This is a genomic window from Kitasatospora sp. DSM 101779 (genome assembly GCF_025655475.1).
Taxonomy (GTDB): domain Bacteria; phylum Actinomycetota; class Actinomycetes; order Streptomycetales; family Streptomycetaceae; genus Kitasatospora.
Genome location: NZ_JAHTIK010000001.1, coordinates 3,541,068 through 3,555,042, shown reverse-complemented (window position 1 = coordinate 3,555,042; position 13,975 = coordinate 3,541,068). Strand labels below are relative to the sequence as shown.

General features: G+C 73.6%; 10 protein-coding genes. 5 read left to right on the top strand and 5 right to left on the bottom strand.

Annotation, left to right across the window (positions count from 1 at the left end; genetic code table 11):
* Positions 1–462: a hypothetical protein gene (locus tag KSNIM_RS16125; protein WP_263103908.1), complete on the top strand. Its 462-nt coding sequence runs from the start codon at positions 1–3 to the stop codon at positions 460–462.
* A 163-nt stretch (positions 463–625) separates the two neighbouring features.
* Here the strand turns inward: KSNIM_RS16125 and KSNIM_RS16120 are convergent, their stop codons facing one another.
* Positions 626–1,939, bottom strand: a complete 1,314-nt coding sequence (locus KSNIM_RS16120) for a nucleotide sugar dehydrogenase (protein ID WP_263103907.1) — start codon at positions 1,937–1,939, stop codon at positions 626–628.
* A gap of 530 nt (positions 1,940–2,469) precedes the next feature.
* Here KSNIM_RS16120 and mfd point away from each other — a divergent pair.
* Positions 2,470–6,084 (top strand): transcription-repair coupling factor, encoded by a 3,615-nt coding sequence (gene mfd, locus KSNIM_RS16115; protein WP_263103906.1) that lies wholly within the window; start codon positions 2,470–2,472, stop codon positions 6,082–6,084.
* Positions 6,085–6,140: 56 nt separating this feature from the next.
* Here mfd and KSNIM_RS16110 read toward each other — a convergent pair whose 3' ends face one another.
* The 4 genes from KSNIM_RS16110 to KSNIM_RS16095 form a co-directional block, all read right to left on the bottom strand.
* Positions 6,141–6,497, bottom strand: coding sequence for a hypothetical protein (locus KSNIM_RS16110; protein ID WP_263103905.1), 357 nt, complete (start codon positions 6,495–6,497; stop codon positions 6,141–6,143).
* Between the two features lie 59 nt (positions 6,498–6,556).
* Positions 6,557–7,819: an amidase domain-containing protein gene (locus KSNIM_RS16105; RefSeq protein ID WP_263103904.1), complete on the bottom strand. Its 1,263-nt coding sequence runs from the start codon at positions 7,817–7,819 to the stop codon at positions 6,557–6,559.
* Between the two features lie 2 nt (positions 7,820–7,821).
* Complete coding sequence (locus KSNIM_RS16100) at positions 7,822–8,193, bottom strand: ESX-1 secretion-associated protein (protein ID WP_263103903.1); 372 nt, start codon at positions 8,191–8,193, stop codon at positions 7,822–7,824.
* A 335-nt stretch (positions 8,194–8,528) separates the two neighbouring features.
* Positions 8,529–9,113 carry a DUF4352 domain-containing protein gene (locus KSNIM_RS16095; protein ID WP_263103902.1) on the bottom strand — a complete coding sequence of 195 codons (585 nt, stop codon included), beginning with the start codon at positions 9,111–9,113 and terminating at the stop codon, positions 8,529–8,531.
* 231 nt (positions 9,114–9,344) lie between these two features.
* Here KSNIM_RS16095 and KSNIM_RS16090 point away from each other — a divergent pair, with 231 nt between their 5' ends.
* The 3 genes from KSNIM_RS16090 to KSNIM_RS16080 form a co-directional block, all read left to right on the top strand.
* Positions 9,345–11,534: an N-6 DNA methylase gene (locus KSNIM_RS16090; RefSeq protein ID WP_263103901.1), complete on the top strand. Its 2,190-nt coding sequence runs from the start codon at positions 9,345–9,347 to the stop codon at positions 11,532–11,534.
* Positions 11,535–11,642: 108 nt separating this feature from the next.
* Positions 11,643–12,278, top strand: coding sequence for a hypothetical protein (locus KSNIM_RS16085; RefSeq protein ID WP_263103900.1), 636 nt, complete (start codon positions 11,643–11,645; stop codon positions 12,276–12,278).
* The coding region (locus tag KSNIM_RS16080) for a serine/threonine-protein kinase (protein ID WP_263103899.1) at positions 12,275–13,975 on the top strand (1,701 nt) is incomplete at its 3' end. The genes KSNIM_RS16085 and KSNIM_RS16080, both read left to right, overlap by 4 nt.

Below are 13,975 nucleotides of genomic sequence, written 5' to 3'. Positions count from 1 at the left end.
ATGGGTGAATTTTCGATCGATGTCATGTGTCTGGATGGCTCGCGCGAACGCTGGAATGTGTCGCTGGCCGATGATGAAGGCGCTGGCATTGTGCTCTCGGATGGATCGTCATTGGAGTGGAGGTCTGTGGGGGAAGATTTCTTTGAGGCCTTGACGGACATTCGACTCCGAGTCGAACCTTTGGGCTACTCGCTGCTCTGCAATGGGGCAAGGGTGGATGCTTATCCGTCTGGATTTTCGAGGGAGGCATCTCGGGGGCGTTCTCTCTATCTCCTGCAGATCGGTCGAGCTGCCCGGAAGCAGGTGGATATTTTTGCCTACGCGGCCCCTTCATCGGTCGGAACTGTGATGGAGCAGCGAAGCTTCTACGAATCTTGGCTCGCTGCGCCGAAGCGTCGAAGGCTTGCCGATTGGATTTTTGATGCAATGAAAGAGATGTGGGTGAGGTGGAGGGATCGCTGATTATGTCACTGTGTGCGGCCTGCCTAAAGTGAGATGGCGTCGGCCGTTTAAATTGGTCAACTAGCGACAGGGGGCCTCGCGGGATTCCTGCGGGGCCCCCTGTTAATTGGCATTTGGTTGCGATGGTCGACGTGTTGTTTCTCATTGAAATGGCGAGATAGTTTCACAATGTCTCCACTGTTGCCCCCGTCAGCCGCCGCCGGCAGTCCAGCACGTACCGCGCGTGGTCGGTGATCCCGGCGTAGTCGAACTCGTCGTGGTCGGCCAGCAGCACCACCGCGTCGGCCGCGGCCAGCTCCTCCGGGGTGGCCTCGACCCGGCGGACGGTGGCCAGCGGGTCGCCCTCGTGGTCGGGGGAGGTGGTGCGCTGGCCGGGTACGGCGGGTTCGGCGACGTGGACGCCGGCCACCACGTGCGGGTCGGCGGCGCGGACCTCGGCGCCCATCCTGGTCAGCAGCTCGACCACCCGGGCGGCCGGGGTCTCCCGGGCGTCACCGGTGTTCTTCTTGTACGCCAGGCCGAGGACGAGGATCCGGGAGCCGTTGACCGAGCGGCGGCGCTCGTTGAGCGCCTCGGTGAGGCGTTGCACCACGTAGTCCGGCATGTGGCTGTTGACGTCGTTGGCCAGCTCCACGAAGCGGAAGGACCGGCCGAGGGTCCGCTCCACCCGCCAGGACAGGTAGGACGGGTCGATCGGCAGGCAGTGACCGCCGACGCCCGGCCCGGGGGTGAAGCGGAGGTAGCCGAAGGGCTTGGTGGAGGCCGCGTCGATCGCCTCCCACACGTCGATGCCGAGGTCGTGGGCGAACATCGCCAGCTCGTTGACCAGGGCGATGTTCACGTGCCGGAAGGTGTTCTCCAGCAGCTTGGTCAGCTCGGCCTCCTTGCAGGAGGAGACCGGGACGGTGCGCTCCACCAGCTGCCCGTAGAAGGCGTCGACCGCGGCCAGGCCCTCCGGTGTGGTGCCGGAGACGACCTTGGGGGTGTTCTCCAGCCGCCACTGCGGGTTGCCCGGGTCGATCCGCTCGGGGGAGTAGCCGAGGTGGAAGTCGTCCCCGGCGCGTAGCCCGGAGCCCTCCTCCAGCAGCGGGGCGAGCAGCTCCTCGGTGGTGCCGGGGTAGGTGGTGGACTCCAGCACGACGGTCGCGCCGGGCCGCAGGTGGCGTCCGAGCAGCTGCGCGGAGGCCTCGATGTACGACAGGTCGGGGGCGCCGTCGCGCAGCGGGGTGGGCACGGTGATCACCGCGATGTCGAAGCCGGCCACGTCCGAGGGGTCGGCCGAGGGCAGGTAGGCGCCGCTGTCGAGGAGCGGCTGCAGCCGGGTGCCGGGGATGTCCTCCACGTAGGACTCGCCGACTGCGAGCCGCTTGATCCGCCGCTCGTCGACGTCGTACCCGACCACGGTGTGCCCCACCTCGGCGGCCCGGACGGCCAGCGGCAGCCCGACGTAGCCCTGCCCTGCGATGACCACGCGCATGACGAAGTACCCCCTCCATCGCGACGGCGCGCACACCCTCTGCGGGGCGGGCCCACACCTTCTTCACACGAGGGTACGGAGAGCGCACCCGTGCGCGGGCGGCTTCCGGCAAACGCGTCCCCCCGGGCCGCGGCGGGGCGCCCCGCGGGAAAGGGCGAGGCCCGGGCGGCCCCCGTGAAGGGGCGGCCCGGGCCTCCACAACTGCCGGCCGCCCCCACCCAGGGCCGTCCGGCCTTCGCACTCCCGACCCCCATCGGGCTGCGACGGCGCCGCTGCAGCCATCCCCCACGGTTGGGTGCGGCGGGCACGTGAACCATCCTGCGCGGCGTCCATGGACGGGCAGTGACAGGAGTATGTCGAGTTCTTGACGTTCTGCCCTGCTGTGTGCCGTCCGCCCCGCCCGGTGCACAAGGTGTCCGAGGTCGGCGCGGCGTAGGCTGGACACCCCCGGGGCGTTCCGCGTTCCGGGCCGTTCGCGTTGCCCGGCCGACCGCTCGGCGCCGGGCCCTCCAGCCGTGGAGCCAACAAGCATGAGCCTGTCCGGACTGCTCGATGTCGTCGTACGGGACGCCGCCCTCGCCGAGGCGATCGAAGCGGCGGCCACGGGCCACAGGCAGCACCTCGACCTCGTCGGCCCGCCGGCCGCACGGCCGTTCGCCGTCGCCGCGCTGGCCCGCTCGCTGGCGGCGAAGGCCGGCGAGAGCGGCCGTCCGGTGCTGGCCGTCACCGCCACCGGCCGGGAGGCCGAGGACCTGGCGGCGAGCCTGCGCTCGCTGCTGCCCCCGGACGCCGTCGCCGAGTTCCCGGCCTGGGAGACCCTGCCGCACGAGCGGCTCTCCCCGCGCTCCGACACCGTCGGCCGCCGCCTGGCGGTGCTGCGCCGGATCGTCCACCCGCGGGCCGACGACGCCGCGGCCGGGCCGGTGCAGGTGGTCGTGGCGCCCGTCCGCTCGGTGCTGCAGCCGCAGGTGAAGGGGCTGGCCGAGCTGGAGCCGGTGGCGCTGCAGCGCGGCGAGCAGCACGACCTGGAGGAGGTCGCGCACCGGCTGGCCGCGGCCGCCTACGCCCGGGTGGAACTGGTCGAGAAGCGCGGAGAGTTCGCGGTCCGCGGCGGCATCCTGGACGTCTTCCCGCCGACCGAGGAGCACCCGCTGCGGGTGGAGTTCTGGGGCGACGACGTCGAGGAGATCCGCTACTTCAAGGTGGCCGACCAGCGCTCGCTGGAGATCGCCGAGCACGGACTGTGGGCGCCGCCCTGCCGTGAGCTGCTGCTGACCGACGAGGTGCGGGCCCGGGCCGCCGAGCTGGCCGCCCGGCAGCCCGGGCTGGCGGAGATCCTCGACAAGATCGCCGAGGGCATCGCCGTCGAGGGCATGGAGTCGCTCGCACCCGTCCTGGTGGACGACATGGAGCTGCTGCTCGACGTGCTGCCGAAGGGCTCGATCACCGTGGTCTGCGACCCGGAGCGGGTCCGCACCCGGGCGGCCGACCTGGTCGCGACCAGCCAGGAGTTCCTGCAGGCGTCCTGGGTGGCCGCGGCGGCCGGCGGCGACCGGCCGATCGACATCGAGGAGATCGACGTCTCGGCGGCCTCGCTGTGGTCGCTGGCGGACGTCCGCGAGCACGCCGCGGAGATCGGGCTGCCCTGGTGGTCGGTCAGCCCGTTCGCCACCAGCGACTCCACGGTCAGCAGCATCCTCGAGTTCGACGCGGACACCCTGACGCTGGGGATGCACGCGGTCGAGGCCTACCGCGGCGACACCGCCCGGGCCATCGCCGACGCCAAGGAGCGGCTGAACGCCGACTGGCGGGTCGTCATGGTGACGGAGGGCCACGGACCGGCCTCCCGGCTGGCCGAGGTGCTCTCCGGCGAGGGAATCCCCGCCCGGCTGGTCGCCGACCTCGCCGAGGCGCCCACCCGGGACGTCGTGTACGTCTCCTGCGGCTCGATCGAGCACGGCTTCGTCGACGAGGCGCTGAAGCTCACCGTCGTCACCGAGACCGACCTGTCGGGGCAGCGCTCCTCCACCAAGGACATGCGCCGGATGCCGTCCCGGCGCCGCAACGCCATCGACCCGCTGGCGCTGGTGGCCGGTGACTACGTGGTGCACGAGCAGCACGGCGTCGGCAAGTACGTCGAGATGGTGCAGCGCACCGTCCAGGGCGCCACCCGCGAGTACCTGGTGCTGGAGTACGCGCCCGCGAAGCGCGGCCACCCCGGCGACCGGCTGTTCGTGCCGTCCGACCAGCTCGACCAGGTCACCAAGTACGTGGGCGGCGAGGCGCCGACCCTGCACCGGCTCGGCGGCGCGGACTGGGCGAAGACCAAGCAGCGCGCCAAGAAGGCGGTCAGGGAGATCGCCGCCGATCTGATCAAGCTGTACTCGGCGCGGATGGCCGCCCCCGGCCACGCCTTCGGCCCGGACTCCCCGTGGCAGCGCGAGCTGGAGGACGCCTTCCCGTACGCGGAGACGCCCGACCAGCTGACGACCATCGGCGAGGTCAAGGCGGACATGGAGAAGTCCGTTCCGATGGACCGGCTGATCTGCGGCGACGTCGGCTACGGCAAGACCGAGATCGCCGTCCGCGCGGCCTTCAAGGCGGTGCAGGACGGCAAGCAGGTGGCGGTGCTGGTGCCCACCACCCTGCTCGTCCAGCAGCACTTCTCGACCTTCGCCGAGCGGTACGCCAATTTCCCGGTGAACGTGAAGGCGCTCTCCCGCTTCCAGACCGACAGCGAGGCGAAGGCCGTCCTGGAGGGCCTCTTCGAGGGCTCGGTGGACGTGGTCATCGGCACCCACCGGCTGTTCTCCTCGGAGACCCGCTTCAAGGACCTCGGCCTGGTCATCGTCGACGAGGAGCAGCGCTTCGGCGTCGAGCACAAGGAGCAGCTGAAGAAGCTGCGGGCCAACGTCGACGTGCTGACCATGTCGGCGACGCCGATCCCGCGGACCCTGGAGATGGCCGTCACCGGCATCCGCGAGATGTCCACCATCACCACCCCGCCCGAGGAGCGGCACCCGGTGCTGACCTTCGTCGGCCCGTACGACGAGAAGCAGATCGCCGCCGCCGTCCGCCGCGAACTCCTGCGCGAGGGCCAGGTGTTCTACATCCACAACCGGGTCGAGTCGATCGACAAGGCGGCCGCCAGGCTGAAGGAGCTCGTCCCCGAGGCGCGGGTCGCCACCGCGCACGGCCAGATGGGCGAGACCCAGCTGGAGAAGGTCGTCGTCGACTTCTGGGAGAAGGAGTTCGACGTCCTCGTGTCGACCACCATCGTCGAGTCCGGCATCGACATCTCCAACGCCAACACCCTGATCGTCGAACGCGGCGACACCTTCGGCCTCTCCCAGCTGCACCAGCTCCGCGGCCGCGTCGGCCGCGGCCGCGAGCGCGGCTACGCCTACATGCTCTACCCGCCGGAGAAGCCGCTCACCGAGACCGCCCACGAGCGGCTCGCCACCATCGCCCAGCACACCGAGATGGGCGCGGGCATGTACGTCGCCATGAAGGACCTGGAGATCCGCGGCGCCGGCAACCTGCTCGGCGGCGAGCAGTCCGGCCACATCGCGGGCGTCGGCTTCGACCTCTACATGCGGATGGTCGGCGAGGCCGTGGCCGAGTTCCGGGAGTCGCTGGAGAGCGGCGGCGAGCCGGAGGAGGAGCCGCTGGAGGTGAAGATCGAACTGCCGGTCGACGCCCACGTGCCGCACGACTACGCGCCCGGCGAGCGGCTGCGGCTGCAGGCCTACCGCTCGATCGCGGCGGTCAACTCCGAGGAGGACATCGTCCACGTCCGCGAGGAGCTCACCGACCGCTACGGCAAGCTGCCGGAGCCGGTGGAGAACCTGCTGATGGTGGCGGGCCTCAGGCTCTACGCCCGGCGCTGCGGCGTCGCCGACATCACCCTGCAGGGCAACTTCGTCCGGTTCGGCCCGGTGGAGCTGCGCGAGTCGCAGCAGCTGCGGCTCAACCGGCTCTACCCACGCACCCAGGTGAAGGCGGCCACCTCGCAACTGCTGGTGCCCCGCCCGGTGAGCGGCGGCCGGATCGGCGGCAAGCCGCTGCTCGGCCGCGAACTCCTCGCCTGGAGCACGGAGTTCCTCACCACCATGTTCGACGACCTGGCGGGCGCGAAGCGCTGACGCGGTCGGCCGGGCTCCGTTCGCCCCTGATGCAGGCGGACGGAGCCCGGCCCGGTTCAGCCGTGGTGCGGGGCGGGCCGCCCGAGGCCGGCGCAGGCGCTGTGCTGGTGGCCGGTCCGGCCGTCGGCCGTGCGGACGCCTTCCGCCTGGAAGAGCGCGCCGACGACGGCCAGCGGCAGCACCGCACAGAGCAGAGCGTGCCCGGCACCCACGGAGCGCGAGCGGTCGCGGAACACCGACGCAAGCTGCCAGCCGCCCCAGAGGCCGGCTGCGGCGCCCGCCGCGAGTCCCGCCCAGGCCAGCGGCAGCACGTACCACGGAGCCCCCGGGCTGTCGTGGCACCGGGAGACCACGGCCTGCACGGCGCTGTCCGCCGCGAACGCGGGGACGGTGCAGGCCCAGCCCACGATCATCAGCAGAAGGGGGCCGCGGGCACCGGACCGACGCGACGGTGTGTGGCGGCGTGCCATCTCTAGTACCAATCCGGATTCACGCGCACGTAGTGCAGTTTCTGGTGCCCCCGATGTTCCTGGAAGGCATCGATCCGGCCGTCCACGCTGGCGTTCTTCATGCCGCCGCTGTGCTGGGTGTACCGGACGTCCCCGTCCGGGGTCACCGCCGTGACGACCGCGGTGTGGTGGACGGCTCCCTTCGTGTCCTGGGAGTCCTGGTCGGAGTCCTCCTCGTAGTAGACGATGTCTCCGGGGCGCACCTGGTCGGCCGGGATCTCCTGGCCGCCGTGGCGCATCATGAAGTCGTGCATGTTCTGGGCACCGGCCCAGGTCTTCGAGTAGTCGACCCGTTCGGACAGCCAGTCGTCCCCCGGATCGTTGCTGCGGCCCCAGGTGTCGTCGCCCCGCCAGCCGAACAGCGAGTCGCCCTTGCCGCGTACGCCGCCTTGATGCAGGGCTTCGGACGCGAAGTTGGTGCAGTTGTCGTCGAAGGCGTCGATGCTCTTGTCGTCCCAGTGCTCCAGGGCCCACTGCACCGTCTTCACCCGGTCGTACTTGGCCCCCGGGCCGCCGCGGAGTTCGAGTTTCACGTTGTCGGGAATGCCCGGGAGGTCGGCCAGGGTCACCGGGTCGGAAAGCATCAACTGCTTGCGCTGGTTGTCGGACAGAGCGGCCCACCAGTCGGAGACCAGGCGGGGGTCCTTGCCGTCGGGGATGCCTCCTGTGTACATGTTCAACTCAACCCGGGAGGCCTCGCCCTGGAGGTCGTCGAGCGCTTTCTCCGGGTCCGTCTCGCACGTGGCGGCGCCGAGTTTGCGGAGTTCCGCTGCAGCCTGCCGGTCGGCCTGGGAGGCCTCGCGCAAAGCCTCCCGGAGCAGCGCGTCGACCTCTTGGGCGACGTTGTCCGTGGACGAGTCCGCGCCGCCGGAGGGGCCGTGGACCGCGCCGGTCGCCTCGTCGACGGTCAGGCCGTGCTCCCTGGCCATGTCGAGTGCGGCGTTCATGGTCAGTTTGGCCCGGGTGATGGTGACACCGAGGCCGTCGAGGACCATGGCCACGCCGCGCATGATGTCCGCGCCGGCCTCCAGTATCCGGGCCTGCTCTTCGAGCTTGCGGCCCGCGGCTTCGCCGACCCGGTCCTTCCAGTCGGCCTTGAGCGGGTCGACACCGTTGGCGTGGATGTCGTCGACCGCCTGCCAGGACTCCCTGGAGAGTGCCGTCCACCCTCCGGCGGCGGCGTCGACATCGACACTGCGTGCGGACTTGAGTGCTGCGATGTCCATGGTCAGCGCTCCGTGGAGTGGAGATCGGCCAGGGCCGCGCCGAGTCGGCGGACGGACTCCTGCTCGGCCGTGTCGTAGGAGTGCGCCGAGTCGCGCAGTTGATCCGCGTAGGTGTGCAACTGGCCGACCACGGCCGTCATGTGGGTCTGCCAGGCTTCGGCGCAGGCCCGCAGCGCCGGCCCGGACTCCCAACCGGCCAGGGTGGCGGCCGCGGTGAAGCTGTCGTCCAGCCAGTGCCCGGCCGCCGGGCCGATCTGCCCGGCCGTGCCCTCCAGCCCGTTCGCAGACTGCCGGAGTACGTCCGTGCGAACGTGGATGTCGTTCAATGCTTCCCCCGAGTCCCCCGGCCCGCCGACCTCTCCGTCGGCAGGCACGCGAACCATTCTGTTCGGCTGGCCGGGGGCGGCGCGCCGGCGCCGGTGCCCTGTCGACGAACCGCAACGGAGAGATGGGGACACCTTTACCTTCCGTGGCGGCGCCCGGTGACAGGCGCGGAGGGGGCGTCGGCCCCGTTGTCGGACGCCTGGCGTTGTTGCCGGGACCAGGTGCCGGCGGTTGCGACGCGGTCGGCTCGCAGGTCTGCCGACTGCCCGCCGCCACGGCATGTGCGAGCTGTCGTGTGCGGCGCCGCACGCGCAGGCCGTCGGACTGCCGGGCCGGGAGCCCCGGTGTGGCGCTTCGCCGGGACGGCGGCCCAGAGGTTCGACCGTCAGGCGAGCTTCCACTGGCCGGTCTGGTCGGCCATGCCGCTGTCCAGGGTGAACTGGACCTTGTCGAGGACGACGCCCTTGGGCACCTCGAAGGTCAGGAAGCCGAGGCCGCTCTCGCCGGGGGCGATGTTCACCGAGCCGGAGAAGCCCTGGCCGGCCTTGGTGTCGTAGAGGCTGGTGGTGAAGGACTGGCCCTGGGCGTCCAGCAGCTTGGCGCTGTTGGCCGGGGCGTCGCTGTAGGCCTTGCCGGTGGCCTTGATCCGGAACTGGACGGCGACGAAGCGCTTGCCGTCGGCGGGCTTGCTGAACTCGTCCTCGCCCTCGGCGTTGTCGACGACCTTGACCACGGTGACGTCGGCGGTGCTGCTCTTCTCGAAGCCCTTGAGCGCGATGGTGTCGCCGACCTTGGCCGGGGCCGCGGCGGCCGGCTTCGCGCCGCCGGGGGAGGCCGGCGCGCCGGAGGCGGGCTTCTTCGCCTCGGTGGAGACCGAGGAGCCGCCGGTGTTGCAGGCGGTGGCGCCCAGGGCGACCAGCGAGGCGGCGAGCAGGGCGGCGGCGGAGCGGCGGGCGGTGCTGCGGTTCATGGCGTGAACTCCCAACGACGGCTGGTGGATTCGCCGGGGCTTCGGGCCGTTCCGGCGATGACCAGATCACACCATGGACTGTAAACACTGTCAACGGCGATTCATAAAACATCTCCGTTCACGTGTGAACGCCGCAGAGTGGCACATGGCTATGCTGGGCGGTCACACCCGCCGCGAACCGCTGCACCGCACCCCGTGGCACGCGCCCCGCCGCCCGACCGAGGAGCCCCGATGCCGGACCGTCCCGAGGTGACCGCCGTCGAGATCGCCCGGCTGGCCGGGGTGGGACGGGCCGCCGTCAGCAACTGGCGCCGCCGCCACCCCGACTTCCCGCAGCCCGCCGGCGGCACCGACACCAGCCCGACCTTCCGCCTCGACGAGGTGGAGCGCTGGCTCCGCGGCCAGGGCAAGATCGCCGAACTGCCGCTGCTGGAACGCGTCCGCCAGCAACTGGAGACCCTCCGCGACCCGGACGGCCACCCGGCCGCGCCGCTGCTCGCGGGCGGCGCCCTGCTGCTGCAGCTGCACCGCGACCCGGCCGGCTGGCAGGCGCTGCGCGAGGAGCCCGACACCCGGCTCGCCACCGCCCTGCCCCGCCTGCTGCAGCACACCGCGCAGACCGCCCTCGGCCCGGACGGCGCCGCCCTGCTCGCCCTGCCCCGGCTGGCCGGCGCCACCTACCTCGACCTCGTCCGGATGCTCGAACGGCTCGCCGCCGAGCACGGCCCCGCCGACGCGTACGAGCAACTGCTCGCCCGCCACGGCGAGGCCGCGGCCCGGCCGAGCGCCGCCACCCCGCCCGAGGCCGCCGCGCTCCTCGCCGACCTGGCCGACCTGGCCGGCCCGGCGGACCAGTCCGACCCGGACGGCGCGGACCGCCCGGCGGGCACCCTCGGCACCGTTCTCGACCCGGCCTGCGGACTCGGCGCCCTGCTCCTCGCCGCCGGCCCCGGTGCCGACCGTCGCGGCCAGGACCTCGACCCGGTGCACACCGCCCTCGCCCTGCTGCGGCTCGCCCTGCACACCCCGCCCGACGCGCCCGCCCCGCTCGCCCTGGACCTGCGCCCCGGCGATTCGCTGCGCGCCGACGCCCACCCCGGCCTCGCCGCCGACGCGGTGCTCTGCCAGCCGCCCTACAACGAGCGCGACTGGGGCCACGACGAGCTGCAGTACGACTCCCGCTGGCCCGGCGGGCTCGTCCCGCCGCGCGGCGAGTCCGAACTCGCCTGGGTGCTGCACTGCCTGGCGCACACCCGCCCCGGCGGCCTCGCCGCCCTGCTGCTGCCCCCCACCGTCGCCTCCCGCCGGGCAGGGCGCCGGATCCGGGCCGAACTCGTCCGCTCCGGCGCGCTGCGCGCCGTCGTCGCGCTGCCGGCCGGCACCGCCCCGCCGTACGGCGTCCCGCTGCACCTGTGGCTGCTGCGCGGCCCCCGCCCCGGCGACGACTTCCGCCGGGTGCTGCTGCTGGACGCCGCCGCGGCCCACCCCGCCGCCGAGGGCGGCCGCGACCGGGTCGACTGGCCCGCCCTGCACCGCACCGTCCTCGACACCTGGCAGGCCTTCGACACCGCCGCCCGCAGCGGCGCACCGCTGCCCGCCGACCGGCCAGGCGTCCACCGCGCGGTGCCCGCCCTCGACCTGCTCGACGACGAGACCGACCTCTCGCCGGCCCGCCACCTGCCCGCCGCCGCCCCCGACGGCGGCGCGGCCGCCCTGCACCACCTGCAGTCCCGGCTCGCCGAGCTGCTGGCCGGCCCAGCCGACCCGGTCTCCGCCCTGCCCGCCGTCGCCGACACCCCGTCAGTCGCCGGGCCGTCGCCGGTGACCGTCGGCGAACTCGCCCGCGCCGGCGCCCTGGAGGTGCACTCCAGCGGCCAGGGCGTGCTGCCGGGCCCGGCCGGCGACGGGCCGTCCGGCCTCCCCGTCCTCACCGACCAGGACCTGCTCGCCGGCACCGCGCCCACTGCCACCACCGCCGTCACGGCCGCCGCCGACGGGCCGCTCACCACCCGTCCGGGCGACGTCCTCGTCCCCGCGCTCGGCGGCGGCACCGCCCGGGTGGTGCAGACCGGCGGTCCGCTGGACGGCGTCGCCCTCGGCCCCCGCCTGCACCTGCTGCGCCCCGACCCCGCCCAGCTCGACCCGGACTTCCTGGCCGGGGTGCTGCGCGCCACCGGCAGCGCCCGCCGGGCCAGCAGCTACGCCTCCACCACCACCCGGCTGGACGTCCGCCGGGTGGAGCTGCCGCGCGTCCCGCCCGAGCGCCAGCGCGTGCTCGGCGCGGCCTTCCGCCGGATCGCCGAGTTCGAGGCCGCCCTCGACCGGGCCGCCGCCCTCGGCCGCAGCCTCGCCCAGGGGCTCACCGACGGCCTGGCCACCGGCGGTCTGACGGAGCAGCAGCACGGAGCCGGGCCGGTCTGACCGGGCGCAGGCCCGTCCGGCGGCGCCACGGGTCGGAAAGGCCCTGCTGGGTCCGGCGGTGTGACGGTACGGTGTGCGACACACCCTCGACCCCGCACAGGAGCGCCCATGTCCGGCCCCCTGTACGGGCAGCCAGGCCCCAGCGCCGGCGGCCCGTTCAGCCTGCTCCACAGGATCCTCGTCTGCCTGGTGCCGCTGCTGACCTTCGGTCTGCTCGGCATGGCGCCGTCGGTCCTGCTCGCCGTGCGCCGCCGCCGGGCGGTGGACGTGCTCGGCGCGGTGGTCTTCGGGCTCGTCCAGCTGACCATGTACGTCGTCCTCGGCCTCTCGCCGAAGGAGACCACCGGCACCTGGTACGCCGACGTGACCGGCCTGACCGCGATCGTGCTCTGGCTCGGTGCGCCCGCCCACTTCCTGATCATGGACAGTGCGGCGATCTGGGGCCGCGGCAACCAGGCCGTCCCCGCTCCGTGGCCTCCGCAGGGCCTCTACCTGCCGAGCCCGTACCCGCCCGGCGCCCCCACCCAGACCGCGCCGGTGCAGCAGGCTCCCGCGTACTACCAGCCGCAGCCGCAGCCGCAGCCGCAGTACCAGGTCCAGCCGCAGCCGCAGCCGCAGCACCCGGCCCAGCCGCAGCAGGTCGCGCCGACCCCGCACCCGCCCACCGTCCGTGCCGCCCCCGGCGACGACCTGCAGCAGCTCGGTGAACTGCTGCGCCGGCAGGCCGGGGACGGCCGGCCGTGAACGACGCCCGGGTCGTCGACGGCCGCTACCGGCTCACCGAGAAGATCGGGCACGGCGGCATGGGCCAGGTCTGGGCCGGCCACGACCAGCGGCTCGACCGCAGGGTCGCCGTCAAACTCCTCCGCACCGACCTGCTCGGCCCCGAGGACGCCACCCGCAGCCGCGGCGACGAACTGCGCCGCCGCTTCCTGCGGGAGAGCCGGATCAGCGCCGCCCTCGACCACCCCGGGCTGGTCACCGTCTTCGACGCCGGCACCGACGGCGGCGAGCTCTACCTCGTCATGCAGCAGGTGCCCGGCGTCAGCCTCGCCGACCTGCTCGCCGAGGACGGCCCGCTGACCGTCGAGCGGGCGGCCGCCACCGCCGCCCAGCTCTGCTCCGCACTCGCCGCCGTGCACGCCGTCCCGGTCGTCCACCGCGACCTGAAGCCCAGCAACGTGATGATCCGTCCGGACGGGCGGACGGTGCTGCTGGACCTCGGCATCGCCACCGCCCTCGACCCGGACGCCACCCGGCTCACCCTGACCGGCACCCCGATCGGCAGCCCCGCCTACATGGCCCCCGAACAGGCCCTCGCCGCCGGCGTCGACCCGCGCAGCGACCTCTACGCCCTCGGCTGCCTGCTGCACGAGATGCTCACCGGCGACGCCCCGTTCACCGCCCCGACCGCCCTCGGCGTGCTGCGCCGGCACGTCGACGAGCCGCCGCCCCCGCTGCGCGAGCTGCGCCCCGACGTCCCGGCCGCCCTGGAACGGCTCGTCCTCGCGCTGCTCGCCAAACAGCCCGCCGATCGCCCCGCCGACGCCCAGCAGGTCCACGCGGTCCTGCTGCCGCTGCTGCCCGGCCCGTCCGGCGAGCCGCAGTGGCCCTACGGCCCGCTGCCCGACCCGGCCCGCCCCTACCGCCACCCGCACCACCCGGCCCCCGCCCGCACCGCGGCGCCCGCCCCCGCGCGGCTCTCCCTGCCGGCCCCGGCGCCCCCGGCCGATCCGGCCCCCGTCCTGATGGCGGCCGTCCCGCCGCGCAGCGCCGACCCGGACGACGACCTCACCGCCGCCTGCGCCCGGCTCTCCGACCTGGTCGCCGCGCACCGGCACACCGAGGTCGTCGACCTCGCCGCCGGGCTGCTGCCCAGGATCGCCGCCGCCCACGGCGACGGCGCCCCGCTGCTGCACACCGTCCGAACCATCCGGGCGCGCACCCTGCTGCAGGAGGGGCGCGCCGAGGAGGCGCTCGCCGAGTACCGGCTGCTGGCCGCCGCGACCGCCGCCGAGCGCGGCCCCTACGACCCCACCGCGCTCGACCACCGGCAGCGCGGTGCCGAGTGCCTGGAGCACCTCGGCCGCACCCGCGAGGCGCTGGCCGAGTACCGGGAGCTCACGGCCGCCCTGCCGCCCGACTCCGACCGGGCGCTGGAGGTCCGCGAGCGGACCGGCCGGCTGCTCACCGCGGCCGGGGACCACGACGGCGCCTGGCACACCCTGCTCGAACTCCTGCTGGACACCGAGCGCCGCCGCGGACCGCACCACGCCGACGTCCGCCGGCTGCGGGCGCTGCTCGACCGGATCGGCGCCCTGCGCACCGCGACCCCGCTGCCCGGCACGACCCGCCCGGTGGCCGGCCCGCCGCCGAGTGCCGCGCCGCCCGGCCCGCGGCGGTTCGTCCCGGCCGCGCCGCCGCCGCCCCCGGGGCCCGGC